Source organism: Blautia obeum ATCC 29174, assembly GCF_025147765.1.
In the GTDB taxonomy this organism is placed as follows: Bacteria; Bacillota; Clostridia; order Lachnospirales; family Lachnospiraceae; genus Blautia_A; species Blautia_A obeum.
In genome coordinates, this window is sequence record NZ_CP102265.1 from 2040933 (window position 1) to 2066228 (window position 25296).

The following is a 25296-nucleotide window of genomic DNA, read 5'->3' on the forward strand; positions in this document are numbered from 1 at the left end:
TTATGATGTTTTCAGGACTTCTGATATTTCCAACTGCACGATATAAGAAAAGCCCTCTGCAACAGAATCCATTTTCAATCGTTCTGCCTTAGAGAGCCATAACTGGTTATCTGTATCATACAGCTGCACTTCTGACACTTCACCGGATCCGGAAGATAACTCAATCTTGAAAGCTATCTCCAGCATTCCATCGGAAGTAGTTGTTACCGATTCAATCGGCACCTTGTAATAGGTTGAGCCTACTTTGTACTTTGCGTATGCAATCCGGCGTTTCGTATAATCACGATACCCCTGAATAGCTGCACTTGTAAGTAATGCCATTCTGGAACCTCCTTCTTTTTATATTCCTAATGCATCACCGCAGATAGGATATACCACTTTCCAGCTTTCGGTTTTTACCTTCGGAAGTACATTTCCTCCTGCTGTCTGCAATTCGGTACTAATTATTGGATATATACCGGCATTTCCAGAATCACCGGCTACTGGGTATACTGTTTTTACAGCCTGTACCGCTGTTTTTACAGTAATTCCGTCATAGGCTATGCCTAATCCCATATTTACGTCTGGAAGCAAGCCTGCCTGTATAAAACGTTTCTCCCACGCTTCTGTTTCTATGCTTAACCCAAGACTTACTTTACATGTGCATTTCGTCTGGAAAGGAATGTGTGCCGGTATTCTCCTACTGATGATTTTCTGCAGTATTCCTAAAGAAATAAAGCCACTATCGTTGTTGTTAAATTCAACACACAGAGTGTCTCCATCCCAGTACACTTTTCCTTCGTGTCCGGTATATGCCTTGATGAGCTGCAAAATAACGCTGCCACTCAAATGACCGGTTCCAGAATAATATATTTCAACTATTCTTCGCCGTTCTTCAATGGTAAGCTCTGCATCGTGTTCAATTCCAAGCATCCTTTCATACGCAAGTAAAGTTGGAAGATCGGCCTGTGAAGGAAACAGGTTCTTAACCTCCTGCTCCATCTTCTTTGCCAGAATATCCAGAAGCCACCCTTCAAACATATAGACGGCATTCATTTCTCTGTACTCTGTCCACCACTTTGGACCGTAGCTGACAATTTCTTCATATCCAGGTGAAGATGAATTATAAAATATTTCCATCGACAGTCACCTCCCCCAGTATAGGAATCTGCAAAATAGAAAAGGTAATATTTGCTGAGTTCCCATTCAGTTTCAGTTCGTCATAATCAATAACCTCGTCCATATTTTCAAGTATGGAGCCAACATGTGCGTATCGGATTGCCATACCGTTTGTATATTCTTCCAGTGACATTTCGACAAAATATTTCTGTAAAAGGTTTTTGAACGCTTCCTGTATTCCTGAATATGTCGCATCACTTTTTTTCAACACAGAAACTGTAATGTCAATCTTCACTGCTTCAACAGCTACGGCAGTAAAGAACTGTCCTATATTTGCAACTCCTTCACCCATTCCTGTACATCCAGGATCGATATAATTCTGGACATTATCTATAACTGTCTGTGATGGTACTCCTCCAACCGCTGAAATGATAACGCCCTTTACTGTATATGGTCCTTTCCATAAGGGAATGATTCGTGCTGCTCCTACACCTTCCACAGATTCGCACCATGTACGCACCTGAGATTTATTTCCATTCTCGTCTGGCCCTGAGATTCGGTTTATTAAACGTTCCCTTGCCGAATCATCACTTTCTGCATCAATTGCAGGAATAGCCAGCTCTCCGAGGGTTGCGCTGATAAGTCCGTCTACATCCAGTTCAGGAATAACCTTAGTTCCAGATACCAGATTATTCATGTCGGTTCCCATATCTTCGGATATAAGAATGTATCTTCCCTCTGAATCACTGGATAAGGTAAAAAAATAATCGTCTACTGACATTTTAGAATCCATTTCTGGAACCATGCCAACAAATGAGACGTAATATGTAGCTGGCGTAGGATTCGCTGGATTCCTCGTCAATCCTCGCTCCATCATTTTTTCATCTAGTACATCACCTGTACATGTGAAAATAGATATGATCTCTTTTACCATTTTCAACTGTTCAAGGAATGTACTGGTTCGGATAATGCTTCCCATAGATGCATCCCAGTAAATGCTTCCCTGTCTCGTGTCTACATTCAGATATTCTCCCATGTCATAGAACTGTTCAATCAGAACATCCTGTGTGATCTCATTCAAAGGTAAATCTTCAATGTTTTTCAGCTTCTGCACGAGTTCTGTATCAACTTCCAACGGGGCATTTGCAAGCATTGCTGCCATCGCTGTTTTAAAATCCTGTATTTTTTTCTCCATCGTATCAGCCATTGCTTATATCCCCCTCTATTATGGTATCGCCAAATATGGTCGATGCTGCAAATGAAACATAGATGGAATCCACATCTAATATTTCAAACTGTAAATCGTCAATTTCTAAGATTTCCTCCATGTTCAAAAAGGCATCTGATATCATTACTGGCATATCAGCTTCCAGATAATCAGGAGATAAATCAATGTTGCCTAATTTATTCATAATGTCACTGCCATATTGATCATCGTATATTTCATAGGCATATCTTCTCGTCTGCAATGCCTTAAACATTCCCTGACCGGCGGCTTCTAATCCATCAATCATACCGATGATCCGCTTATTCTGAAAATCCATTCGGTATGTTCGATATATTATGCTTTCTTCCAGATCATCTTCCTCATTGGAAACAAAATCAACATTTTCGTCTTCATCCATGTTTCATGTCCTCCCTTCATATTTTGTCTAGGAAATAGTATATTTTGTTTCTATTCACTGCCAGCAGGTACCACTGATCGCCTGCTTGCAACGGCTGTTTTCCGGAAGGAACAATAACAGACTGATCTGACAGACTAATGTTTATATCATCAATGAGTATAACTTCCAGCGGTTCCACTGTTTGTATATATCCAATAACGATATGGGGCATACTCTGCTCTGCAATCGCTCTTATGATTTCTGTAATGTTTTGTGCCATATTTCACCCCTCTGTCCTCATTTATTTAATTTTTTCATAGCTGAGTTTCAGGTTCATTTTATGATGTCCATTTTCAAAAGTATGTGTATCTTCCTCAATGAACATAATCCTTTTAGCTCCAATAGGTGAAATTTGAACATAGGCGCATTTTCCAGATACGCACCTCGTGTCACCGGTAGCGGTAACGCTTAACTCCTGATCTACAATACTGGTATCTTTTTTGAACGTAGATATTTTCTGGTTAAGTTCTGTTTTCGTAACGTCCTCATCTACCGTCTGAATATCTGCAAATTTGCCTATCTTCTTTTCAAGGGAAGAATTGACAAAGCTGCCTTTCTTGGCATTTTTTGAAGTAACCAATATCAGTCTGGTTCTCGTCTTATAAATTGATCTGGACATATCGTAGCTTTGGATATTGCTATCTAAGGATAATATCGGCATGGACGTTTGTTCCTGCCGTTTCCTCAGATATATTTTTCCCTTCTCGGACGAAACATAATAGCGTATTCCAGTAGCGTAATATGTCTGGCTCAATGCATCCTCAATCACATCCCAATATGTTGTGTTTTTCTTTACCAGTTCCCCTATGATGTGACCGGTATTTACCGCTGAACCTAAAGGAAGTCCCAGCTTCTTTAAGCAATACTTAAAAATATATGTTGCAGATTTCTTCTTAAAAGAAAAACTGCCTTTGTTATTGCAAAGATAAACACAGTTATCATATGCCTTTATGGTCAATGTTCTTTTACTACTTCTGCTATCTGTCATAAGCAGGCCACGAAATATTTCGCTTTTGTCACAATAAAAAAACACCTGCTGTCCTTCACCAGAATTTGCAGATGCTCTTGCAAACTGTTCCGAATCAAAAAGGGTGGCGCTCAACGTTCTTGGAGCATCACCTCTCCGACCAGTAACAGAAACTTTCTGTATTAATTCTGAGATATTCTTATATGTGCCATTCTTCCCGATTTTTAACGTGATTTTGTTCATTTCGGCACCTCCATTACATTTTCTTTAGCCATGTATTATAAGCATATCCCCACTTGCTACCATACTTCACATGATACCAGTTTCCCTTCTTTTTTCCATCCGAAGTAACCGTTTTGCCATATGGCATTAGTCCCAGTATTGTTGAATTTGGTCCTTTTCTTAAATGCAGGCCACTTTTTGCGGTGACTTTATATTTAATAGTTTTTTTATTGCTTGGTCGCTTACCTGTACTTGTCTTTTTGGGCTTTTTGTTTGCTTTTTTCTTGTATGTACTGACAGAGACTTTTCGGTGTTCTCTTATCTTCACTTTATAATAGACTGTTCCAACATCTCCACCCTGTTCATATGGAACATATGATGCAAGATCAGCATACATATTTATTGCAAACGGGCCTCCCACCAGTACAAAATGAAATGGGTTCTTTGCATTCGTAAGAGCCAGCATCCACTTGTGCCATACGGAAGGCTTTTTAAACTCTTTCTGCATACAAGCACAGTAGTTTTTTCCATACTGCGAAGGGAAAATAGATTCAAATTCAATGGTTATAGCATCTCTTTTCCCTCTATGCAGTATTTCTCCAAAAGTATCAATATCTACGGAAGTCAGTTTTCCATTAACTGTGAGGGCAATCTTTGCCGGAAGCATCGGAGCAACATATACCTTTTTGTCATTATCATAATTGAAAAACATTCGGTATTTTGTTGGATTGTTCACATTTTGCTTGAACATATTAGAACTCATACGATGCGTCACCTCCTACCAGAGCTTCCTCTGTAACAATATTTACAAATACATCTCGCACCTTTTCCATAAGTACCTGCACGATATCATCTTTGGAAACGCCCTTGCCGGCAGTAATGCTACCATTTCCATTGATATTGATATCAATGGTCCGGTTACTGCTTGCTTTTGTTTCCTGTCCATTTCCGTCAGTATTCTTTCCTCCGGAATACATTGACGGTGCTATCTGAATAGGCCCATCTTCCAATGCTCCAAGACGTTTTCCTGCTTCCTGCCATAATTCCATAGCATTTCCAGAACCATCCAACGGAATAATTGCCTCTGGTCCTGCTTCTGCAACCATACCAAGATGAGGCTCATCGAAAATACCGCCAGCCGCATGAAGAGCAGCTGTTACTGTTGCGGATCCGGTTGCTCCTCCACCAAAGCTAATTGTCTTTGTTGGATTTGCCAAAGAATAATTCGCTGTCAGTGTTACGTGTACAGTGCCAGATGCAGAATACGGATTCGCCCACGCACTGCGAACAAGTCCTCCTACATAATCATATACAGACGCAATGTTGTCGTTACCTTTTGCCAGGGTAACATCTACTGTACCATCGGCAGGAAGGGCTGCTGAAAACGCACTGATCACATCACTCTGTGTAGTTGCTACAGCTTGAGATGAATCAACATTTCCTGCTGTCAGCGTTATATTCGCTGGGACATTTACAGGAACTGCACTCTGTTCTCCTAGCTTTCCGGTAATCTCAGATGATAACTGAGTATCATCAATCGCACCAGCTTTAATAGTTACATTCGCTGGAACCTCAACCGGAACAGCTTCACCCTGCTGTAATTTCTCAGAAATTGCAGATGCAAGTTCACTATCATCCAGGCTCGCAACCTCAAATTTAATGGTTGTTGGAACATCAGTTTCTTTCGGCTCTGCCTGTGTTTCCTGCTCCTGTGCAGCCTGCGTTACCTGAGAATCATCTACACCAGCATTTGTCATGTTTGTTTTTACCGGCTGTTCTCTTTCTACGGTCTCTGCTGTTTGGCTCTTTGCTTCCTCCTCAGCTGCCTGTGCAGTCTGAGAACCGTCTACGCCTTCATCCGTAAGTGTAGTCTTTACTCCCTGCTCAGTTTCTATGGTTTCCCCTGTCTCACTTTTTGCCGCTTCCTCAGCTGCTTCTCCCACACCGGAAGCATCTGTATCAACCTTTTCTTTTGGAATCTTTAATTCCATATCAGGATAAATTGTGTATGGGTCTTCGATACCGTTATACTCAGCTATTTCATGCCAGTCTATTCCAAGGGCTTCTCCGATCTGTGAAAGGCAGTTACCTTTTTCAACTTTGATCTGAATGTCTCCATCCACTTCGCCCTCTACGGTTCCAAGATCACCAAGGGCATCCTGAATAAGCTGATCTACATGGTCCTGATTTACCTCAACATCATCTACTTCGGCCTGCATGCCTTCAATAGTTACTGGATCCGGGTCTATATCTGTCGTTGCTCTATCAATGGCGGTTTTTAATTCTTCCGGAACGCTTACGGTTCCATCCTGAATTGCCTGTACCAACGCTTCACTCGCAGGATCAGCAATCATCTGATTTGCAAACACCTGCCATGCAGCATCGGCATCTCCAGCCGCAGCTCCTACCTGCACAGCATCATTAAAGGCAGTCATTACATCCTGCGGAACTGCCTGCCCCATTTCTCTGTACTCATCAATAAGACCTGCCATGCTTTCTACGTCAGGCTTCATTGAATCATAAATTTTTGACAATGCTTTCTGGTCTTTGTCACTGAATATGCTCGTACCAGTCATAGCACTGGAAAATCCGCTCTGCATTGAATTGACTAAGGACATATAATCCTGGTTTGCCAGATATGAATTGGCATTATTCAGGAAATTTCCTGTCTGTTCCTGAATTGCAGAATAATTTGAATCAAGTTTTTCTCCGTAAGCATCTGAAAGAGTATTTTTTTCAAATTCCAGGCTATTTCCAAGCATACTGGCCTGATCATTCCTTACGGCATATCCTGCCTGCTGCTTATAATTAACAAGTTCTTCATCTGAAATTCTCTGCACTCCATTTTCATCAGCTTTGTTCAGAGCATTCAATGTAGTGTACAGCTTCTTTTCTGATGTTTCCAATGCCGCAGTAGCAGTTTCTCTCTGTTCGCCAAGTTCCTCCACTACCTTTGTAAATGTATCTGCTGTCAGATCTTTTCCTGAAAGTCTGCCATATTTCTGCGTCAGAACATCCATCTGAGCTTGTGCTTCCGCTTCCTGCCAGCCTTCCATAATGTTATTGATCTTACCCTGCAACTGGTCAATCGCTGCCTGTTCATCAACATCTATGATGCCATCTTCCAATGCAGTCTGAACCAAGTTTGTGAGACCTGCCGACAAAGATTGCATCTCACCCAGATCCTGTTCAGCCCATTTCTCAATCTGAGAGCCAAGGCTGGAACCATCAGCCATTTTTATGTCGAACTCATTTACCGTCATTTTTGCGGCAAGAGTTTGTTCCGTAAGAGCCTGTTCAATATTCTCTTTGAATGTCTCTATATTCTGCATATATGAGGACTGTTCATCCTCAGTAAGCTGAATGCCGACACGTGCTTTCCATTCCAGAGCATCGTTTGCAGCAAGGGCTTCTTCTGCCTGCTGATTAAATTCTTCTGCATTCTCAAAATGACCTATTGCCGCATTGATATTCACAAGCCATTGTGCATCTATTACACGTGATGCGAAATCCTCAATTTGAGAATCATCCAGCTCTACGCTGCCAAAATGCGCACTTAGGCTGTCTTCTACCTGAATATCATTATATTTCTTTACGGCCAAGCCTACGGCTGTTATCGCTGCTACAGCCGCCGCTGCTCCTGCTGCCCATGGTGAACCGAATAAACTTGTACCTAATTTTCCTAATGCACTCGCCATTCCACCGGCTTCTGAAACCATTCCTGCAATTTTTATACCAGTGTTTACAGTTTTCATTGCCGCAAACCCAGCACCGATAGATGCAAACGCACTTGCGACAGCTTTTGGATTCTGCAATACAGTCTTGATCATCGGAGACAGTGCATTTCCTACTTTGGAGATTCCACTCGCCAAGGTTCCAAATGCATCAGGAACCCAGGATGTAAGTGTTGGAATAATATCACTGGTAATCCACTGCGCACCTTCTCGCAACGGTCCTTCCATTGCTTCAAATGCCTGTAACTGCATTTCTTCATAGGCGCTATTCATATTTGCCATATCACCAGAAAGATTGTCATTCATCGTTTCTGCCATATCTTCTGATGCTCCGGTGGCGCTTCTCAGAGCTTCCTCATATCCAGCAACCTTGTCCATTCCTTCGGCTAGAACCATATTTACGCCCTTAATGGAATCATCGGTAAATACAGAGCTTAATGCAGCGGCTCTCTGAGCACTTCCCATTCCTTCTGTAGCTTCTCCTACTTCCATTAAGATATCTGTCATATCTCGGAAGTTTCCAGAAGCGTCTTGGACAGCAATAGACGTTTCGCCAATCTTAATTGCTCCATCGTCCATTTTGGCTGTAATGTCTCGCATCATAGCTCCCAATGTCGTACCAGCTTCAGAACCCTTTCGACCTTGATTTGCCATAGCCTCCAACAGAGATGTGGTTGTCTCAACGTCTTGCCCTGCGGCGTGCATATTCGCAGCTGAGTTTTTATATGCTTCTCCCAACTGTGCCGCTGTGGTATTACTGTTAGACTGAGCGTACGCCAACATATCAGCAAAATATGTAGATTTATTTGCCTCCATGCCAAATGCAGACAAATAATCTGTAACCATGTCTGATGCTTCACCTAATCCCATGCTAGATGCCGCGGCAAGGTTCAGGACGCCGCCCAAAGCATCCGTAGACTGCTGTGCATCCCATCCTGCCAAACTCATATATTTCAATGCTTCGGCTGCCTCTGATGCACTGAAAACTGTGGTTGCACCATATTGTCTTGCAGTATCTTCCATCATCGCAAGATCACTGGATGATGCGCCTGAAATAGCAGCTACTTCTGACATTACAGATGTATAATTTTTTCCAAGTTCTATGGAATCTGCCGTAAAATCTTTTACCTGTCCAATAATCGCTGCTGCTGAAACAACAGCAAACAATGTTTTTAAAGCTCCACTGAGATTTATAGCTTTCGATGATGCTTCCTCCATAGAACTCCCTGCATCATCAACCTGCCCTGCAAGCGAATCCATACCATCGGCACCATCTCCCAGATCACCAGTGGCATCAGCAAGATCATCTACGCTTTCAGAAGCCCTGGATGCACTGTCAGATAAATCATCTGCATTGTCTGCCGCTTCGGAAAAAGCAGAGCCCATCCCTCTGGTATCTCCTGCTGAAAAACTTTCAAGACCGCTTACAGCATCATCAATGGCATTTCCAAGTGCCTCCGCATCACTTTCAACTGAATTGAAGGCACTTCCTGCCTGACTTGCAAATGAAGTGGCGGCACTGGAACGAAAAGCACTGTCCATAGCTCTACCGGCATTACTGAACTGCGTAGCTGCTGTTCTTGCAGAAGCAGTTATCCTTTGCATTTTCGCACTTACATCATCCTGCAACGTCATTCTTACAGACACATCGCTCATTTTCCATCACCGTCCTTTCATTTCTTTTTTAAAAATCCTCGTGCCAATCTTTCATCGGCATTTAAAGGTGCTTTTATTGCCAGTTCTTCCGAGGCAATATAGGCAAGACGAACATTCCTTTCCATCATGGCGTATTCCTCCATGCGAAGTCCTTTCTTCTGCCATAGAACATGAGCCCACATCCAGTCAAAGGAATTTTCGTCATCGCCTTCCCCGGACATCATTTTTTTAATTCTTCAACCGTCTCTTTATCATTTTTCTTTGAAGCAAGTCCACACGCTTCCATCAGACAATCATCAGCATACTTGAAATCGTCCTTATCCGGGAAGATAATGTTCGGCATATCCAGACGATCGTGCACTCCGTAATATTCCATCAGTTCAGGATCGTCCAGCTTCGGCTGTACGAATGCTTCCACCATAATCTCAAGACCTGCAGAATCTCCATCATAATCATTAATAACTGCAACCTGACCGTTGTTTCCAATAATCGGGCGATCACCATTTCTTTTGTCTCGATATACTTCTTTGGTCTTGTAGTTGTTTCTGATCTCTTTAATTTCCTTCATGGAAAGTCTTTTGATGATAAAAGGAATAACATTCCCTTTGGCATCCTTGTATCTTTCAATGCCTGGAAACTCCATTGTTCCACGATCTTTCAGTTCCGGTTTCATAAACGCTTTCATGTCGATACCCATTCTTTTTTCCTCCATTTTTTCAAAATTATAGGGAGGGTTGTCCCCTCCCATTTATTCAGTCATTTGTTTGTTTTGTACTTTTACGCTAATCTCTTTGCGCCAAATTTAATGGATTCTTTAACTACATCACCATCAGTATCCATGTCAATAAGGTTGATATCATCAGTCGGTACGCATCCAACACATGTGACTGTCTCACTCTTATTCGTTGCATAGAAATCAGAGTTTTTGTCTGTCTGAACTCCCTGAATAGTCAACTCAGGTGTTTTTCCGTCCTTTAAGTAGGAATCGATCATATTGCGATATCTTCTGGTTGTTTTCCATTCCTCAATGGTGACCTCAATATCGTAACCAATCCAGCGACGGTTGGTTCCTGGCTCAGAAAGCTGTTTTCCCGACCATACATCCGGCTTAAATACAACCTGGAATTTGCAAGTGTCAGCAATCAGCGCTCCATCCAGATATACCTTACCTTCTCTTGCAGATAAGGGGCTTCTGTTTACACGTTCATTTGCCATAGTATTTTATCCTCCTTCCTATCGTGCTACGATGCTAATATAGAATTTTTCAGCACTATCTACTGCCTGTAATCCTATATTCAGATACATACTATCCCCAACAGACCTACCGGTATCAACCAGGAAATCCTCGTCAAGAACTACGTTTGTGAGTGCTCCATCGTCAGAGTAATTCTGAAGCATGGAACGTCCAAGGCCTTCCACTACAGCCCATCCATCTTCGTCATTATCAAACTTTCCAGGACGGAATGTAATCAGGCAGTCATTTTCAAAAGAATCATATACACGAAGTGGACGGTTCTTTTTGATGTCCTGTGGTGTTTCAGAATCAATATGGACTTTGCTATTAATGTCATATTCAAGGATGACATTTCCTTCATCGTCCACACTGAAAAATGTCTGTCCAGCTTCAATGGCTGCGATTGAAGCTTCGTTGTTCATTTCTCCAACTACGGATGTAGCATTTGTCACCTGGGCATATGTAAGAGAGGTTACATAATCTGCCCCTGCAGTAGCTCCTGCCAGCCATGCACACGCTTCTGCAGTTGTCAGTGATCTGTCTCCATACAGAAAAGAGTTCACCAGATTAATGATTCCTTCATAATCTGCTGCAAAATTCGGAGCTACTGCCTGGCATTTCCAACCGATACTCTCACGAATATACTTGATCTTAGTGAGAAGTGCTGTCTGCAAGGAACTCTCTGTGCTTGGGAAGCACATACAGTTGAAACGTACTTTCTCTGACTTATCCAGGAAATCGGAGATACCTGAATTTCCAGAGCCGTCTACAGTATCGGTTCCGCCTTCCAGTGTTGCGGATGCGAACGCTGCCATATCGCCTGTACCGGAAAAATCAACATACTCGGATACGCCTCTCAGTTCATCCATAGTTTTAATGCCTTCGAATAATTCAACCTCCGAGCCATTAATAACAACAGAAACGTCAAATCCATCTACAGGATTTGCAACTGATACGATCTTCACTGTGTTTCCAAGAGTTCCTTTATATTTTGCGGTTACTGTCAGACTTCCAGAACCTACAGTAATAGTCTTTTTAGCTGCTGCTCCTCCATCTGGGATATATACATATACTGTAGCGGCATTAAGAAGTAAAAGCTGTAACATAATCATAGATGAGTTAGTCTCATCGTAAATGCTACGTCCCAGCTCTGCTACATGACCATCCGGAGAATCGGCTGAAATGATAATCCATTTCCCTCTTGGTCCCCAGTCATAACCAATCAATGGAATGCTCGCTGTTCCTCTGGCGGATCCGGAAGCTGTTGGCTGCCTTCCGTTTTTCAGATTGGCATATACGCCTGGTCTTACCTTCGGCTGTGATAATTTAAATGTTCCACCTGCCATTATTTTTTACCTTCCTTTCCGTAAAGCCATTCATTGATGATGGCTTCAACCTCTTTTTTGGTGTACTCCTCCTCAGTATGTCCATACATCGCACCATCAAAGGTGCTCTGAGATACTCCAAACAGGAGAATGCTTTTCTCCCGGAGTTTTCCTACGGCATACGTTGGCTCGTTTTTTGCAACATTAGCTGGCTTTTCCACTGTAGTTTCAGCAGAATCAGCGGCCTCAGTGCTTTTTCTTGTAGCCATTTCATAACCTCCTGTTCTGTATTTCTTGTTTAGCATTTTGCCAAGCAAGATAAAATTTCTGCATCTTCGTTCTCTGTGCTTCTGGTTGGAAATACACGTCAAACGATAGGGATAACTGCACAATTCCTTCATCAACCTTTCTGGTTGTTGGGGGCGTTACCCTTAATGCCTTGCCAGTTACTTTTCCATCCTCATCCACGATCGGGACCTGGCAATCATTCAGCATGATTTCATCTCTCATACTTGCTGCCACGACCTGTGCATCCCAGTCCAAATGTGCCATGAACCAGATATTCATTGTCATAGTCGTACAATAGGAACTCAGGGTTGCTTTTCTTCCTGCGGAATACGGTATCTGGAAATAAACTGAGGGAACATAGAAGTTCTCCGGTATCTCATCGAAGTACAACTGTGTCCCCTCTTCTGAATTGTCCTGTATAAACCTCACTACAGCCGCAAGGCTCTGTTCTAGGTTGACATTCATATAATTTCACCTTCATACATTCCAGTAGCATAAGCTGGGTAAAATATCAAAATTGCAAATAGCCATCACCCATACAATAAACATCGTGCAGTAGAAAATTGTCCCTGCAACATCCTGATCTTTGCACTTTTTGAAAGCCTTGCATCCATTGTATAAAAGATAAAATAAACATAAAATTGCTATCATTGTACGTCCTCCTCATTTATCCAAAATATCGTCTGAAAAACTGCTCAAATGCTTTGTCTGCCATTTCTGGAAACATTCGTTCAAGAGTTTGCACTGACCTGTCAAAAAAATGTGAACCGGCAACAAACGAGGCTTTTAATACCATTCCTGATTTTGAACCAGGACTGTACCTGAAATGATTTCCTTCCCAGTATCCAGGAACAAAACGCCCAGGCTGCTGTCTGTGTCCATCATTCACGTACTTTGCGTAATCAAGAGTGGATCCGATTTCCAGTGTCAGTCCTCCAAGATCAAGGTTCCAAACATTTCCGGAGCCTCCCTTCGTGAATGAGGAAAGTAATTTTCCTGTGTCTACATTTCCTGCACCTTCTATGGCTTCCTGCACTATCGTAAGAAATTCTTCTCCAACTTCTTGCAAGGTCTTTCCCATATACGGTTTTAGGTCTGTGCTGGCAGCCTCCACTTTCCTTGCAAATGCTTCCAACTGGCTTGCATCAATCATTAAATCGCCCCCTTTATGCCATCCTCCCGGCGTATAGTGACAACAATATGATGATTGCCATGCACCGCCTTTGGGATTCCAGCCCTGAACAAATAGCCTCTACTTTTTACGAAGTCATTTTCCCTGATATCGGTACCGTATGGCAGTGCCAGCTTTGCCTCTCCCTCAATAGATGCAAAAGGCTCATTTTGCTTTATCGCCAAGGATGAATTTACATAAAAATGGCAAGGCACATCTTCCAGATCAGGAGTGGCCTTACACATTTCAGATTGAGCGGCTTTTATACCGTATTTTATTTTTGTTTCCACCTGTTCAGGGCGGTATATGCTACATCTGTGGTTTAAAAATTCTTCAAACATATGACACCCCTTACAAACTTCTAAGCCTCATTACTGTTTTTCCAATTCCATCCGTAATGATGTAATCAGCCAGTAATTCCTCAAGATCAAGACTATCAAGACTAATTGTGCCTGCTTCTACGGTATAAGAATAATCATCAAAAGTTTCGCTTTTGATTTTCTTCTTTGCTGATTCAATATCATTCTTTGCATATGCTTCCGCAACGAGTATGACTGCCATCCTCACCGGTTCCGGAATCTCATCATATTCAGCAAATTTATTATTTGTGATGTGAATGATCTTCATCTCCGCTCTGGCAATATCAAAAGTCAGCTTTTCATCTGATCTTTCGGAAACTTCCTTGTGGCTTGTATAGCTTTTCACATCATTCGGGAGAACCCAAGGTCTTTTTACTGCCATGCTTCGTACCCCTTTTCACTTATTCCGGGATTCTCACAACATTCAGATAGATTTCGGCTTCGCCTGCTGTTGCCGCTGCCCCGGTAGATGTAAATTTAGCCTTGATCTTCGGTTTCTCTCCCTTGATGATTTTGAACAGGTTCTTCTGATATGTACCAGTAGTTCCTTCCGTCACATCATCAGCACCAAGCAAATCATCCGCAGAATCATTTGTTCCGACAGTAAGTACATTGGTTGTTGCTGCATTAAATGCTGTGTTCACCACTGCAACCGCTTTGGTGATAATAATATTTTGGGGAAGTTCAATCAGCACAATGCCCTTACTGACATCCTTTGTGTCGAATGATACTTTTCCAGCACATAACACCTGCTCGATTCCACACTTGCCTAAATCATAACCATTCAGTAACATGCTTTTCTCCTCCTTCTATTCTTCCCTGAGTGCTGCCCTTGAAGCTGCTGCTCTTGCAATAGCCTCAACAATTTTCTGGTAGATATCATCCTTTGTCTTGCAACCGGTGATATCAATACCATTCTGACCGGCATACTCGATCAGTTCAGCCTTGTTCTTTTTCTGCAATTCCATCAGCTCAGGATTGCCCTGTGCCTCGTCTTCGGATTCTTCCTCAAACATATCCGCTGCGGATTCTGCTTTTTCGGTATCACCAGTTAAAGGCTGAATCTTCTCAGCCTCACTGGTTACCATCTCGAAATAGCCGGACGCAACAAGAGCTTTTGCCTTTTCTTCCTCCGGAACATAAACATCTGGTTCAGCCTTTGTTGCTCTGACAATTCCCATATATGAAAGGCCTTTACATAATCTCAAATGAAACATTTCTAGCCCTCCTTATCAAGAAAATACATACTCCGGAAGTCCTGTAATGATTGCAGTTGCTTCCATCTCCTCGATCAGTGCATCAAAATCAAAGTGAATTACATAGAATCTCTTATCCTGCATGATTGCATCTTTGGATGTAGCATCCTTGCGGAGTTTCATGCTGTAAGTATTTACTTCGATAAGGTTCTTTGGTTCTGCGAGGATAATCGCATCGTTTGAAAGACCTGGAACCTGCATAGATGGAATCGCAACAGGGCTCTTATAAAGTTCCTGTGGAACAGCTCCACCTTTTTCAGTAATCTTTTCCAGAAGGAATAATTCCCACTGCTGCGCTCTGGTTGGGCTCATCAGCCAGCGGAGGTTACCATTGTTGAAACGGTTCGGGATAGATGCCACAGCCTTATAAAACATTTCAAGATCCATGCCACCGGTACCAGATACATCAACAACATGTCCTCCGTCCTGAATCATCTTCTTGATACCAGTATTCAGTTTCAGGAAATCATAATCCGGATTGTCTTTGCTTACGTTCTCATCGCCATTGATAAGCAGGTCCTCACTATCAACACCAACCTGTTTTGTCATAAGATTGGTGATAACATTTTCGAGATTTTCACCTTCAATATTCTGGCGAATGGTTTCCTCTGTAATTTCCCACGGAAGACGTACAGCGGTAGTTTCGTACTTAATGGAACCAAATTCAACGCCAGCTCTGTAGCCATCGTCTACATTCTCTATCTTTCCTCTCAGTTTTCTTTTACCGATGCCAATCTTGTCAATCTCGCCGGACTTTTCTGTACGGACCTCATGACGGATAGCCTGCATCAGTGGTGTGGCATCAAAAGTCTGCTGTAAAAATTTCTTTGCCTGATATGGCTGGAGTAATCCACTACTTACTACGGAAGTGGTGATCGCCCCTGCCTTATTCACAATCGCTTTATTTGTATTCATTCTGTTTTTCCTCCCTTATTTTCTTAAAGAAAACCATGCAGATAATGTTCTTCGTCTGCACCCTTCTGCAGGTTTGCATCGTTCAGACTACTCGGAACGCCTACGCTTTTCATGACCGGTTCCATTGCTTTTGCAACAGCATCCTGAATCATCTGTTCTACAGATTCTTTGGTTACTGGTTCTTCTTTCGGCTGCATTGCCTTCTGAATTGCCTCGCCTACCATCTTTTCGATATCTGCGGCTGTGAATGCTTCTGAGGCTCCGCTATTGCCCGGTGCGGCTGTCTGATTGGTTTCACCCTTAGTCACATTACCTTCTGCATTCGGGGCTGAAATAGCCGGTGTTACGGTAAGATTGGACATTGCTTTTGCAATCGCCTCTGTTACGGTCTTTTCAATTTCTGCTTTGTTCACTTCTTCGTCCTCCTCTTCTTTGAACTTTTCAAGAAAGGCACCCATGCTTTCATGAATTCCTTTTAAGGTTTCCATGTTCTGTGTGCTTATTTTCTTGCCAGCTTTCTCAATAGATTTGAATACTCCATCTTTATCAGCCAGCAAATCTACTACGATTGAGTTGAAATCCTCTAATGCTTCCCTGATTGTGGTTTCATCGTGTATCGGCTCGTAACATCCTGTTTGTGGGTTATACGTTTCCAGCAAGTAATCTGAAAGGGAATAATACGCTGTCCAGAAATTATCCCGAACGATACGTTTATTGTATGAATCTTTTACTGCGCCTTTTTCGATCACATCGGTTGAATCTAAATGCAGTGCTTTTGACACAGCATCAACGACTGCCTTCATGATTCCTTTTTTCTGCGTTTTCTCAATGGAATTATCAGGATCCGAAAGGACTACATCCTCTGTACTGTAATTTCCTGTGCCTCCCATAGAAAAACCGGTAATTTCGCCCTTTTCGATCTTGCCCCAAACATCATCGTCTGCGACTTCCATCGTCATAAGCCAAGTTCCCTTTTTTATCTGCTGGCCTTCAATCTCCATGTCACTCTTTGCAACATAAGATTCTACGATCTCCACATTGTCTGCTTTTTCAAAGCAATGCTGAATGTCTGGCTTGCCAGAGTTCTTCATAAACCAGTGGGCGGCCTTTGTGATTTCCTCCTCCGTCATGTAATTTCCGTCTGTGTCCTCAGTCATAGGTTCGTACACAATTCCGGTAACGTAATGCTTATCTTCATCCGCTTTTACAATCCGGCCATAAATCTGAATCGTAGCAGTATCACCTTCTGATTTGGTGATCAAAAATTTATGCTTGTTTGCTGCCTTATCCACCAGTGAAACAAATCCGATTTTTGCATCACTAATGGCATAAGACTTCACAATATTACCCTTTGGCACTTCTTTTGCTCCTTTCATAAATTTCTGTATCTTCGATTTCAGGGCATTAAAAAAGCATGGTGCCCTTGTGCCATGCCAACGCCTACGCTTCATGCTATTTCACCCTTTCGGTATGCTTCGTAATATGAATTATAAATTTTCCATGTAACGGAAGGATCGTCCCTCGGTTCCTCAATGCCTGTGTCCTCTTTGAATTTCTTTTCCCAAGCATCGTATTCCGCATTAACCTCATCCATATATTTTTTTCGTGCTGCAACTCTTTCTTCCGCTGTCATTCCAAGTGCATTTTCATCTGCAATAGTTTCCATAAGGCAATGACAGTTTGCCGTTTCCTCCACCGGAAGGCTGGTATCTCTCGGACAAAGCACCATATACGTTGCACCATTCTTACCGGTCAGAGTGAACATTTCCCTTTTGAACACTTCCTGTCCGTCCATTGCCATGTGATTCTCTCTTGGATGAGCAGACATAACATGTTTCCATTTCTTCTTGTACGCAAGCGGATTCTGAATCATGCTTTCCTGCTGTGCGTAGCTTTCTACCCTGAGCGATTCAGTCAACGCAACACGCCGACTACGGTAGCCATGCTCCCGAATACCACTGTTTCCAATAGCTTCGGATAATTCATCTATGGACCATTTCTTTTCCTGCGCTTTCAACAGTAATCGCTCCATAGCATCTTTGGTATTCAGATTCATAATCCGGGCAAGTTCTCCTGACCATCCCTGAATGAATGCTTCTGCAGGCTTTGTGATTTCCTCCACCTCTGTTGCAAGCACTGGGTCTTCGGCAAGAACCCACTGATACGTAAATTCCCTGAACATATCGTCAAACTGTTTCCTGAATATCTCTCTCAGTGCCTTTTCCAGATCGTCAGCGCCTTTTATTCCTGGCCAGATATCAGTTATAAAGTCGGTTACTCCTGTTGCCTCCTCAATCTTTTCCAGGAACTCCAAAGAATCTACATCCAATGCATCGTCTATGGCATCCTCTAACTTGTTGATATTCTTTACAAGTTCACTGGCTGCTACATAACCCTCTGCTTCTAAAGAATCTTTCAGATCATCATCTGCTTTTTCAATCAGCCTGTTTATTGCATCTATCAATGGTTTCGTATCAAGCTGCATGATTCTCCTCCTGCTTCTGTATCTTCGCAAGCAACTTTTTGACTTCTTTCATTACTGCAACAACCTGATCTGGTTCATTCTTTCCCTGTGCTTTCTCAATCTGCTTTGTAAGCTGTCCCATCAGTCCACTGATATCCGTCTGTGCTGCTTTATCCTTCCAGATTGTAAGCGGTACATCGCCCCACTCATCTGTGTACGGTTCACAAGTCCTTCCTAAAGCATCACAAATGACTTCTTTTGCCATATTCGGTGTGATGCCTCCTGCATTGTTTGTCACATTCAGGAGTTTATACATATCATCTGGATTGCTGATATCCGGAGCTAGGAAGTAAGCCTCCACATATTGAAAACGATAACAGTTCAACAATTTATTATTGATAACCCATGCCAGAGATGTTCTCTCAGGCTGAAACACCTGCTGTTCTGTTACCTCCTGCGCTGTCTGTGCTGTTGCACGATTGAAGTCTGTGGTATATCCAACATATAAATCCGGTAACAGAAATGCCGACTGAACACGCTTTCGGTTATTGTCAAGATATTCCTGAAACAGTTCGTCTTTCTGCAAGATACTTGCCAGGTCCTTTACTTCAATTTCTGGTTTCTTATCATCATCAAAATCAGAACGTCCATCCACACTTTCTGTCTCTAACAGCAGGAATCCATGCTGACCGTTTTCCCCTTTGATATCGTTCATGTACTCTTTGAGATGACTGTAACTATCATCTGTCAAAGTACCGTTACGAATCATGATCATAAGTGGCGTGTGCCTACCATTGTAGAAATAATTATTATTCAATCCCTCTGCCATGCGGCTTCCATCTACGCCAAGAATCTGTCCTATCCAACGTATTTCTCCGTATGGCTGCGGTCCGATGGCGAACTCTAATATTTCATTGGCCTGATATCTAAGCTCCAAGCCTGCGCCTTCTGGAACGTATCTGCCATCTCTTAAATCCATGATTCTAGGATCGCCAAACTCTTTGAAATAAACTGTCCGTCCACATATTTCCTGTTTATACTTCCTGAATTTCTTTCTGCGTTTTGTCTCTTTCCCATGATGGAAGTACGGTATTTCAACGTATGGTTCCATCGGTCTTGACTTTCTCACGCTCGGAGTATCTTTGATAAATTCTATCTGCTGAACCTCTTTGTCAAGATTCCGGATAACTTCGAGATATGCGATTCCATATGTCTCTCTGGCTTCCACTATGTTCTCAAATACTTGTTTTGTGTCCTGGTCTACATTCAGGAGTTCTACAACCTCTGTGATGGCATCGAACTCTGTCTTCATTTCTGGCGTTTCCTCCTGATCTACTGTATATCGGATTCCAATTCCGAAACCGGCAATATTATTTTTATAAGCCCTTATACACTGTGGCAATATAGAACTTTCTGTTACCATATTTTTCAGGCCTTCCAGCATCATTGGCGGTTCTATCCAATCACCAGCATTGACCGCTTCCTCTACCGTAACCTGAGATGGTGCATCGGATTTTTTAACCGGTGCTGATATTACAGGATCCGCAGCTTTTATCACTGTTGCCTTGACCTGTCCTTTTGTCTTTCCACTCATGTTTTATGTTGCCCCTTTCTTTTTCTTCGGCCTCTTAACCGGTAGGCATACCAGCAATATGCAGTCTGCTTCATCGGGTGACTGTACTCCTCTGGCCTTCATAACCTTTTTGCTTTCAACTCTGATCTTTGAGTTTTCTGTCATTTCGTACTTTCTTCCAGATATCTGAGCCACAAGAGCATCATCATCAGGAAGGATAATTTCAACATCTTTTGGAAGCCCGTTATCATCAAACGGCTGCAATAGCTTTTTGAGAACAGACATCATATATGTTGTGCTATCATCAAAGAACTTGTGTCTGATCTTCTGTCCGAACTTAACTGGATATACTTCCATCCACCAGAAACGCTCTGGATTATTCCTCTTGATCTGTCTCAGTCTGTCAACTACTCCACCGCCTACGCCTCCATCATCAATCTTTATCGGTATAGGCTCATCTATGTCTGGTTTTAATCCATACTGGTATACAAGCAGCATTCCCAACGAAACAATATCGTCTGCGGTTTTCATTGTGTCCTGGCCTACACGTTTCTTGAAGAACTGTACCTTCTCATCGGTACGATAACCAATAACTGTTTTGTCCGTACCAAACCTCGCGACATCACAACCAATATGTATGATCTGCGGATGCCTTCTTGGGAAGTATTCTGTTGCAATGCTTTTTTCAACCAGCGGAAGCGGTATATAAATATCATCCTCTGCCAATGGAAAATCACCAGCAACACGTACTCGGAATACATCGCTATCCTCACCATACATATTGATGATCGTCTGCACAAATTCTTGTGATACTCTCGTGCTGTTTCTACCATCAATATGGAATGTCGAATACTGTTCTCGGTTCTTATTGTGACTATCATAAAAAAATCCCGACAACTGGGTCGGGTTTCCACACATAAGTAATTTTGCTCCTGGTGTCGAAAGAGCACCAAGAACCGGTTCGAATATTTTATCTTCAACACCGCTTGCCTCATCTATGATATAAAGCATATGTTCCGCATGGAAGCCCTGCAAAGCATCTGGCGTACTTGCGGTACGTGCTACTGCAAACCATTCTTCGGCATGGCCTTTCATATACAACTTTTCTTTTGTCCATATCAATTCTGAATCTAGCGTTTTATTGTTACGCTTCCATTTACTGATCTCAGCCCAAAGGATATCGAACAACTGATGCTGTGTCGGGGCTGTGCATGGTATCTTCGGGTATGGGTGAGTACACATGAACCATATTACGGACCATGCTTCTACTGCCGATTTACCGATACCATGTCCAGAGCGAACACTTGTCATTTGATTTTCAACAAGGCTTCGCAATATCTTTTTCTGTTCAGGATCCGGGTCTGCCTTTAATATATCCTGTACAAATTCCACCGGATGGTTGGCATAATATAAAATAGCCTCATTGCTCAGCATCTTTCTCGGCCTCCATCCTGTTCCTGTACGCCTCCTCTATTGCATCAGCTAATGAAGATGTACTCTCGTTTTCTTTCCTCTGTGCTTCCTCCTGCTGTCTATGGTATTCAAATTCTGCAATCTTCTGATCGAGCTCTCTTTCCCTGAGTTCATGTGCCGGGTTTTCTCCAACAGTGTCACGTAGGAATGCAGCTGCTTTTGTGTTGCCTTTCATTGCCTGATTGATAACTCCCACCATTACCGCTGTCTGATATGTAAAATCTTCCTCAGATATTCCCATGACTGCCAGCTTTTGTTTCAACTCTTTCGCAGCCTTCGGAACCTGCATATCAAGCAGCATTTTAGCGGTATCTCGCATGGCTTTCTTCCTGCGGCGTGCTTCACCTGATGCGATGCCGCCTTTTCGGGCTGTTTCCACCTGTTGTTCCCCTGTTCGGAAGCGATATGGCTCACCTTTTTTTAAGTTTTCCTCATTCGGCACCGTCACCACCTCTCTGTTCTGTCATTATTTGAGAAAATCAGATAAAATATGGGTCTTTTCTCTCTTTCTCCATCTGTGCCATAAACATATTCGGTGCCGTCATTCTGCATGGAATATCGCATCTTGCCATATCTGTTCTGGCTTTTGCTTTAGCCTCCAGGATGTTACTGTCCAGCACATGGCCTATGATCTCATATGGCTTATGACAGCAATACATCACTTGTCCATGCTCATTTACTGCAATTTGCGCCCACTGTGCTATACAGGTACTTTCCTGCTCATCAATCATATTCCATTTGAAATTCAGCTTTACCCTGCTGTCTTTCTTTGACAGTTCTTCAATCGTGTATACGATCTCTTTGATATGAGTATCTGAATATTCGTCCAGGTATGCTATACCCCCTGTGCTTTCTATCGGACGGAAGCTCATATAATCAACGTCAAGATCACAATTTGCTTTATAGAACTTATATACATCGTCTGGCCAGCTCACCACTCTCTGAATACCGAATGTTGTTTCCGGGCTTTCCCTTCTTTTCCATTCCGCATATGCCTGAATATTATTTCTGACCTTTTTATATGCTCTTACACCTCGACTTTTTTCGTAGCTGTCCTCATCCCATCCATCAAGGGAAACTTTCAAATAGTCTGGTCTTATGTATTGCACCTCATTGAAATTTGTATTAATTCCATAGTGAATATTGTGTGCCTCCAACCAGTCTGTAATCTTTTTAAAATCCCTGCACAATGTAGGCTCGCCTCCACCTGTCAGAATAAAGCCTCTCACGCCAAGTTCAAGCAGCCTTTTCGCATACCTAACAAATTCCTCATACCTCATCGAATATGCGCCTGCTTCCAGCTCCCACCGTCTGTAGGTGCAATATGGACATTTATTATTACAATAATTTGTTAGGAATATATCTGCTGTTATCGGCCTGCGATCGTTCAATGCTCTTTCCACATGAGCAAACATCTTATCCCCTGCAATATTTTCCACACTACCGCACCTCCTTCCGGTATTTTTCATTTATGATCTTCGGAACACAGCATTCCCAGTCTATCCTATGATGAATCCGCTTATGCTTCGTATACATCATACTGACTTTGATACAACTCGGCATTGCCATTACAGAATAAAATGTCTTTACATACGTTCCTGTCTCCAAGTATGATTCTGTCATTCCTCCATCAAGGGACTGCGTAGGAATCTGGATTACACACATATTGCATAATGTGAAGAATAATCTTCCTCTGCTTCCTAATGTGGTATATGTTGTAACATCCTCATTCATCGTACCTCTGAAATCTATTGGCCTGTCAGTTCTGCAAAACAGACTGTTCATAGCTTTTCTAAGCAATCCTTTCTTGAAGTTTCCTCCATCCAGACCACCTACGAAATCACCACCCTGCGCAAATGCTACTGTAGCTGCACCAGACACATCCAGAAAACGAAGCATATCTTCAAAAATCCTGTCCATCTGCCTTGCCGGTTTTGCTGACAACTTATTTCCGTTTACATATCGAAAATCTATTTCTTTGTAATCATCGTCCAGCATCAGGAAATATTTCAGTCCCAGTTCTTTTGCTATCCTGAACGTTTCATTCCTGGCATAAATAATTGCTCTATGCTCATTGAAATTATCCATTGTGTCTGCTCGATCATACGCTTCCTGCTTATCGAACATTATTACATGCTCAGGTCCGAAGTTTTTACGATACTGTTCTGCTGTCTCGTCCTCATCATCAATGATCATATACCATTTTCCTGTATATCCACCTTTTTTCAGGGCTCCCATTGTTGCCACATTATCAGCTCGGCCATGCGTCAATATAAAAACAGCAAAATCACTTCTCATAGCCTTTTCTCCATTTTTCATTTATAATCTGAGGCAGCAAATTGTTCCACCGCACACGTTTTATAAATCCTGTTTTCCCATAAGCAACGCTTATTGCACTCGGAACATAAAGAACCGGATAGAAGTAATTCCAGTACAGATTTACTTCCCGATATTGTTCGGTGGATCCTCCTTTGTTCTTTTCATGGTCGTATAGCGTAACTTGCACACCCATGAAAGTAAAGAATAATCTTCCAAGCATATTATTAACAGCAGGTGTGGTAACATCTTCATTTATACGACCTAAAAATTCAAAAGGTCTGTCCGTCCTGCAAAAGAATGAGTTTCTTGCGTTTCTGTATAATCCATCCCTGTATCTTCCATTTGCCCCACCAATGTAGTCACCGGCGACAGCAAATGCCACACAGCTTATTGCTTCTGGTTCCATAAATTTACACATAGCCTCAAACAATTTGTCAAAATCTGATACCGGCTTTGCTTTTAACTTTCCATCCTTCACGTAACGGTAATCTATCTTCGGATAGTCATCATCCAACTGCACGAAATATTTATATCCTTTTTCCCTGGCAATTTTGAAGCAAATATTTCTTGCATATACAGGAACGCCTTTATGATCTGTCAAGTTATCTCCAATATCAAAATCCTCGTATTTGTGAAAAACCTGTATATTTTCTTTACCATATTTTTCGCAATACGCATCTATGGTATCGTCTCCATCATCAAGAACAAAGATTATCTTTCCTGTATACTTTCCACGCTTCAATGTCTTATATGTAATCTGATTATCCGGACGCTTATGTGTAATAATGAATACTACAAAATCGTCACGCATCTTCCTCATCCTCCATAGTATCTAAGACATCAGCAAATAAACTTGCATAGCCATTTGCGATTGCATTATTTATGTCTATGATTACAAGGGCTGACTTTTCCATCAGTCTCTGCATCTCCGGTGTTGCATGAGCATAATACTCTGCAATATTTCTGTAATTGAAAACATTGTGCCTGCCAGCAGCATCCTTCAGGAACTGTCTTTCTTCCTCCGTAATCCCTTCTGCTTTTTCAATCTCTGCAATCAGTTCTCTGCTTTTTTCTTTATCCAGCATTTCTGAAATTGTAGGACATTCTCCAGCAATCTCATACTGTGGAATGTTGGTTTTCATTGTGTAGGTATTGTCCTCTATCTCATCAGCAAAATCTGTCTCGCCTTCCTCGAAACCAAACATCGACATATCAATATCAAGAATTTCTGACAATTCCTGTTGTAACAATTCCTCATCCCATGTGGCGATCTCAGCAGATTTATTATCTATCAGTCGGAACGCCTTAATCTGTTCTTCTGTCAAATCATCAGCAATAGTACAAGGAACTTCTTCCATTCCCAGCTCTTTCGCCGCCTTTACTCTCGTATGGCCTGCGACAATTACATCATTAACATCAATAACAATAGGGATTCTAAAGCCAAATTCCTTGATACTCTCCTTTACTACTGGTACTGCTTCGTCATTGATTCTTGGATTTTTCTCATAAGGAAGTATGTCTTTAATACTCCTATATACAATCTGCATTCTACCCATTCCGCTTGCTCCTTTCTCATTT

General features: G+C 42.2%; 29 protein-coding genes. All 29 read right to left on the reverse strand.

The features are described 5' to 3' along the window. Positions 1-321 carry a hypothetical protein gene (locus NQ503_RS09855; RefSeq protein ID WP_005424404.1) on the reverse strand — a complete coding sequence of 107 codons (321 nt, stop codon included), beginning with the start codon at positions 319-321 and terminating at the stop codon, positions 1-3. 18 nt (positions 322-339) lie between these two features. Then, positions 340-1119, reverse strand: a complete 780-nt coding sequence (locus NQ503_RS09860; protein ID WP_005424403.1) for a putative phage tail protein — start codon at positions 1117-1119, stop codon at positions 340-342. After that, positions 1103-2305: a baseplate J/gp47 family protein gene (locus NQ503_RS09865; RefSeq protein WP_005424402.1), complete on the reverse strand. Its 1203-nt coding sequence runs from the start codon at positions 2303-2305 to the stop codon at positions 1103-1105. The genes NQ503_RS09860 and NQ503_RS09865 overlap by 17 nt, the downstream gene beginning before the upstream one ends. Further along, complete coding sequence (locus NQ503_RS09870) at positions 2298-2723, reverse strand: DUF2634 domain-containing protein (RefSeq protein WP_005424401.1); 426 nt, start codon at positions 2721-2723, stop codon at positions 2298-2300. The genes NQ503_RS09865 and NQ503_RS09870 overlap by 8 nt, the downstream gene beginning before the upstream one ends. 16 nt (positions 2724-2739) lie before the next feature. After that, complete coding sequence (locus NQ503_RS09875) at positions 2740-2982, reverse strand: hypothetical protein (protein WP_005424400.1); 243 nt, start codon at positions 2980-2982, stop codon at positions 2740-2742. Between the two features lie 21 nt (positions 2983-3003). Beyond that, positions 3004-3972 carry an XkdQ/YqbQ family protein gene (locus tag NQ503_RS09880; RefSeq protein ID WP_005424399.1) on the reverse strand — a complete coding sequence of 323 codons (969 nt, stop codon included), beginning with the start codon at positions 3970-3972 and terminating at the stop codon, positions 3004-3006. A 13-nt stretch (positions 3973-3985) separates the two neighbouring features. Beyond that, a complete protein-coding gene (locus NQ503_RS09885) occupies positions 3986-4714 on the reverse strand; it encodes an SH3 domain-containing protein (RefSeq protein ID WP_005424398.1) in 729 nt (242 codons plus the stop codon). Then, positions 4704-9341, reverse strand: a complete 4638-nt coding sequence (locus tag NQ503_RS09890; protein ID WP_005424397.1) for a phage tail tape measure protein — start codon at positions 9339-9341, stop codon at positions 4704-4706. Before NQ503_RS09890 ends, NQ503_RS09885 begins: the two co-directional genes overlap by 11 nt. A 17-nt stretch (positions 9342-9358) precedes the next feature. Next, on the reverse strand, positions 9359-9565 hold the full coding sequence (locus NQ503_RS09895; protein ID WP_259892477.1) for a hypothetical protein: 207 nt from the start codon (positions 9563-9565) through the stop codon (positions 9359-9361). Then, a complete protein-coding gene (locus NQ503_RS09900; protein ID WP_022389465.1) occupies positions 9562-10038 on the reverse strand; it encodes a phage tail assembly chaperone in 477 nt (158 codons plus the stop codon). The genes NQ503_RS09895 and NQ503_RS09900 overlap by 4 nt, the downstream gene beginning before the upstream one ends. Before the next feature lie 80 nt (positions 10039-10118). Next, the gene (locus NQ503_RS09905; RefSeq protein WP_005424395.1) at positions 10119-10556 is read right to left on the reverse strand and encodes a phage tail tube protein; all 438 of its coding nucleotides are present in this window, start codon (positions 10554-10556) and stop codon (positions 10119-10121) included. A gap of 18 nt (positions 10557-10574) precedes the next feature. Further along, positions 10575-11921 (reverse strand): phage tail sheath family protein, encoded by a 1347-nt coding sequence (locus NQ503_RS09910; RefSeq protein ID WP_005424394.1) that lies wholly within the window; start codon positions 11919-11921, stop codon positions 10575-10577. Further along, the gene (locus tag NQ503_RS09915) at positions 11921-12169 is read right to left on the reverse strand and encodes a YqzN/YkzM domain-containing protein (RefSeq protein WP_005424393.1); all 249 of its coding nucleotides are present in this window, start codon (positions 12167-12169) and stop codon (positions 11921-11923) included. Before NQ503_RS09915 ends, NQ503_RS09910 begins: the two co-directional genes overlap by 1 nt. 1 nt (position 12170) lies before the next feature. Then, complete coding sequence (locus tag NQ503_RS09920) at positions 12171-12653, reverse strand: hypothetical protein (protein WP_005424392.1); 483 nt, start codon at positions 12651-12653, stop codon at positions 12171-12173. Between the two features lie 202 nt (positions 12654-12855). Continuing rightward, positions 12856-13341, reverse strand: a complete 486-nt coding sequence (locus NQ503_RS09925) for an HK97 gp10 family phage protein (protein WP_005424390.1) — start codon at positions 13339-13341, stop codon at positions 12856-12858. Beyond that, positions 13341-13700, reverse strand: coding sequence for a DUF3599 family protein (locus tag NQ503_RS09930; RefSeq protein WP_005424389.1), 360 nt, complete (start codon positions 13698-13700; stop codon positions 13341-13343). The genes NQ503_RS09925 and NQ503_RS09930 overlap by 1 nt, the downstream gene beginning before the upstream one ends. Before the next feature lie 10 nt (positions 13701-13710). Further along, positions 13711-14100 carry a protein YqbG gene (gene yqbG / locus NQ503_RS09935; protein WP_005424388.1) on the reverse strand — a complete coding sequence of 130 codons (390 nt, stop codon included), beginning with the start codon at positions 14098-14100 and terminating at the stop codon, positions 13711-13713. A 19-nt stretch (positions 14101-14119) separates the two neighbouring features. Next, positions 14120-14512 carry a hypothetical protein gene (locus NQ503_RS09940; RefSeq protein ID WP_005424387.1) on the reverse strand — a complete coding sequence of 131 codons (393 nt, stop codon included), beginning with the start codon at positions 14510-14512 and terminating at the stop codon, positions 14120-14122. Between the two features lie 15 nt (positions 14513-14527). Beyond that, on the reverse strand, positions 14528-14935 hold the full coding sequence (locus tag NQ503_RS09945) for a hypothetical protein (protein ID WP_044925520.1): 408 nt from the start codon (positions 14933-14935) through the stop codon (positions 14528-14530). A gap of 15 nt (positions 14936-14950) precedes the next feature. After that, on the reverse strand, positions 14951-15889 hold the full coding sequence (locus NQ503_RS09950; RefSeq protein ID WP_005424384.1) for a hypothetical protein: 939 nt from the start codon (positions 15887-15889) through the stop codon (positions 14951-14953). Positions 15890-15912: 23 nt separating this feature from the next. After that, positions 15913-17340, reverse strand: a complete 1428-nt coding sequence (locus NQ503_RS09955; RefSeq protein WP_005424383.1) for an XkdF-like putative serine protease domain-containing protein — start codon at positions 17338-17340, stop codon at positions 15913-15915. After that, positions 17337-18374 (reverse strand): hypothetical protein, encoded by a 1038-nt coding sequence (locus tag NQ503_RS09960; protein WP_005424382.1) that lies wholly within the window; start codon positions 18372-18374, stop codon positions 17337-17339. Before NQ503_RS09960 ends, NQ503_RS09955 begins: the two co-directional genes overlap by 4 nt. Continuing rightward, positions 18364-19947 carry a phage portal protein gene (locus NQ503_RS09965; protein WP_005424381.1) on the reverse strand — a complete coding sequence of 528 codons (1584 nt, stop codon included), beginning with the start codon at positions 19945-19947 and terminating at the stop codon, positions 18364-18366. Before NQ503_RS09965 ends, NQ503_RS09960 begins: the two co-directional genes overlap by 11 nt. Before the next feature lie 3 nt (positions 19948-19950). Further along, positions 19951-21360, reverse strand: a complete 1410-nt coding sequence (locus NQ503_RS09970) for a hypothetical protein (RefSeq protein WP_005424380.1) — start codon at positions 21358-21360, stop codon at positions 19951-19953. After that, entirely contained in the window at positions 21347-21841 is a 495-nt protein-coding gene (locus NQ503_RS09975; protein ID WP_044925519.1) for a hypothetical protein, read from the reverse strand. Before NQ503_RS09975 ends, NQ503_RS09970 begins: the two co-directional genes overlap by 14 nt. A gap of 37 nt (positions 21842-21878) precedes the next feature. Further along, a complete protein-coding gene (locus NQ503_RS09980) occupies positions 21879-22838 on the reverse strand; it encodes a radical SAM protein (RefSeq protein WP_044925514.1) in 960 nt (319 codons plus the stop codon). 1 nt (position 22839) lies between these two features. Beyond that, positions 22840-23697, reverse strand: a complete 858-nt coding sequence (locus NQ503_RS09985) for a GREB1-related protein (RefSeq protein ID WP_022389448.1) — start codon at positions 23695-23697, stop codon at positions 22840-22842. Beyond that, on the reverse strand, positions 23687-24529 hold the full coding sequence (locus NQ503_RS09990; protein WP_049940403.1) for a GREB1-related protein: 843 nt from the start codon (positions 24527-24529) through the stop codon (positions 23687-23689). The genes NQ503_RS09985 and NQ503_RS09990 overlap by 11 nt, the downstream gene beginning before the upstream one ends. After that, positions 24522-25274 (reverse strand): ParB N-terminal domain-containing protein, encoded by a 753-nt coding sequence (locus NQ503_RS09995; RefSeq protein ID WP_005424375.1) that lies wholly within the window; start codon positions 25272-25274, stop codon positions 24522-24524. Before NQ503_RS09995 ends, NQ503_RS09990 begins: the two co-directional genes overlap by 8 nt. Positions 25275-25296: the final 22 nt, after the last annotated feature.

Coding starts and splice junctions, on each gene's coding strand:
- NQ503_RS09855 (WP_005424404.1), bottom strand. CDS start 321: ATGGCATTACTTACAAGTGCAGCTATTCAGGGGTATCGTGATTATACG.
- NQ503_RS09860 (WP_005424403.1), bottom strand. CDS start 1,119: ATGGAAATATTTTATAATTCATCTTCACCTGGATATGAAGAAATTGTC.
- NQ503_RS09865 (WP_005424402.1), bottom strand. CDS start 2,305: ATGGCTGATACGATGGAGAAAAAAATACAGGATTTTAAAACAGCGATG.
- NQ503_RS09870 (WP_005424401.1), bottom strand. CDS start 2,723: ATGGATGAAGACGAAAATGTTGATTTTGTTTCCAATGAGGAAGATGAT.
- NQ503_RS09875 (WP_005424400.1), bottom strand. CDS start 2,982: ATGGCACAAAACATTACAGAAATCATAAGAGCGATTGCAGAGCAGAGT.
- NQ503_RS09880 (WP_005424399.1), bottom strand. CDS start 3,972: ATGAACAAAATCACGTTAAAAATCGGGAAGAATGGCACATATAAGAAT.
- NQ503_RS09885 (WP_005424398.1), bottom strand. CDS start 4,714: ATGAGTTCTAATATGTTCAAGCAAAATGTGAACAATCCAACAAAATAC.
- NQ503_RS09890 (WP_005424397.1), bottom strand. CDS start 9,341: ATGAGCGATGTGTCTGTAAGAATGACGTTGCAGGATGATGTAAGTGCG.
- NQ503_RS09895 (WP_259892477.1), bottom strand. CDS start 9,565: ATGATGTCCGGGGAAGGCGATGACGAAAATTCCTTTGACTGGATGTGG.
- NQ503_RS09900 (WP_022389465.1), bottom strand. CDS start 10,038: ATGGGTATCGACATGAAAGCGTTTATGAAACCGGAACTGAAAGATCGT.
- NQ503_RS09905 (WP_005424395.1), bottom strand. CDS start 10,556: ATGGCAAATGAACGTGTAAACAGAAGCCCCTTATCTGCAAGAGAAGGT.
- NQ503_RS09910 (WP_005424394.1), bottom strand. CDS start 11,921: ATGGCAGGTGGAACATTTAAATTATCACAGCCGAAGGTAAGACCAGGC.
- NQ503_RS09915 (WP_005424393.1), bottom strand. CDS start 12,169: ATGGCTACAAGAAAAAGCACTGAGGCCGCTGATTCTGCTGAAACTACA.
- NQ503_RS09920 (WP_005424392.1), bottom strand. CDS start 12,653: ATGAATGTCAACCTAGAACAGAGCCTTGCGGCTGTAGTGAGGTTTATA.
- NQ503_RS09925 (WP_005424390.1), bottom strand. CDS start 13,341: ATGATTGATGCAAGCCAGTTGGAAGCATTTGCAAGGAAAGTGGAGGCT.
- NQ503_RS09930 (WP_005424389.1), bottom strand. CDS start 13,700: ATGTTTGAAGAATTTTTAAACCACAGATGTAGCATATACCGCCCTGAA.
- yqbG (WP_005424388.1), bottom strand. CDS start 14,100: ATGGCAGTAAAAAGACCTTGGGTTCTCCCGAATGATGTGAAAAGCTAT.
- NQ503_RS09940 (WP_005424387.1), bottom strand. CDS start 14,512: ATGTTACTGAATGGTTATGATTTAGGCAAGTGTGGAATCGAGCAGGTG.
- NQ503_RS09945 (WP_044925520.1), bottom strand. CDS start 14,935: ATGTTTCATTTGAGATTATGTAAAGGCCTTTCATATATGGGAATTGTC.
- NQ503_RS09950 (WP_005424384.1), bottom strand. CDS start 15,889: ATGAATACAAATAAAGCGATTGTGAATAAGGCAGGGGCGATCACCACT.
- NQ503_RS09955 (WP_005424383.1), bottom strand. CDS start 17,340: ATGAAGCGTAGGCGTTGGCATGGCACAAGGGCACCATGCTTTTTTAAT.
- NQ503_RS09960 (WP_005424382.1), bottom strand. CDS start 18,374: ATGCAGCTTGATACGAAACCATTGATAGATGCAATAAACAGGCTGATT.
- NQ503_RS09965 (WP_005424381.1), bottom strand. CDS start 19,947: ATGAGTGGAAAGACAAAAGGACAGGTCAAGGCAACAGTGATAAAAGCT.
- NQ503_RS09970 (WP_005424380.1), bottom strand. CDS start 21,360: ATGCTGAGCAATGAGGCTATTTTATATTATGCCAACCATCCGGTGGAA.
- NQ503_RS09985 (WP_022389448.1), bottom strand. CDS start 23,697: ATGAGAAGTGATTTTGCTGTTTTTATATTGACGCATGGCCGAGCTGAT.
- NQ503_RS09990 (WP_049940403.1), bottom strand. CDS start 24,529: ATGCGTGACGATTTTGTAGTATTCATTATTACACATAAGCGTCCGGAT.
- NQ503_RS09995 (WP_005424375.1), bottom strand. CDS start 25,274: ATGGGTAGAATGCAGATTGTATATAGGAGTATTAAAGACATACTTCCT.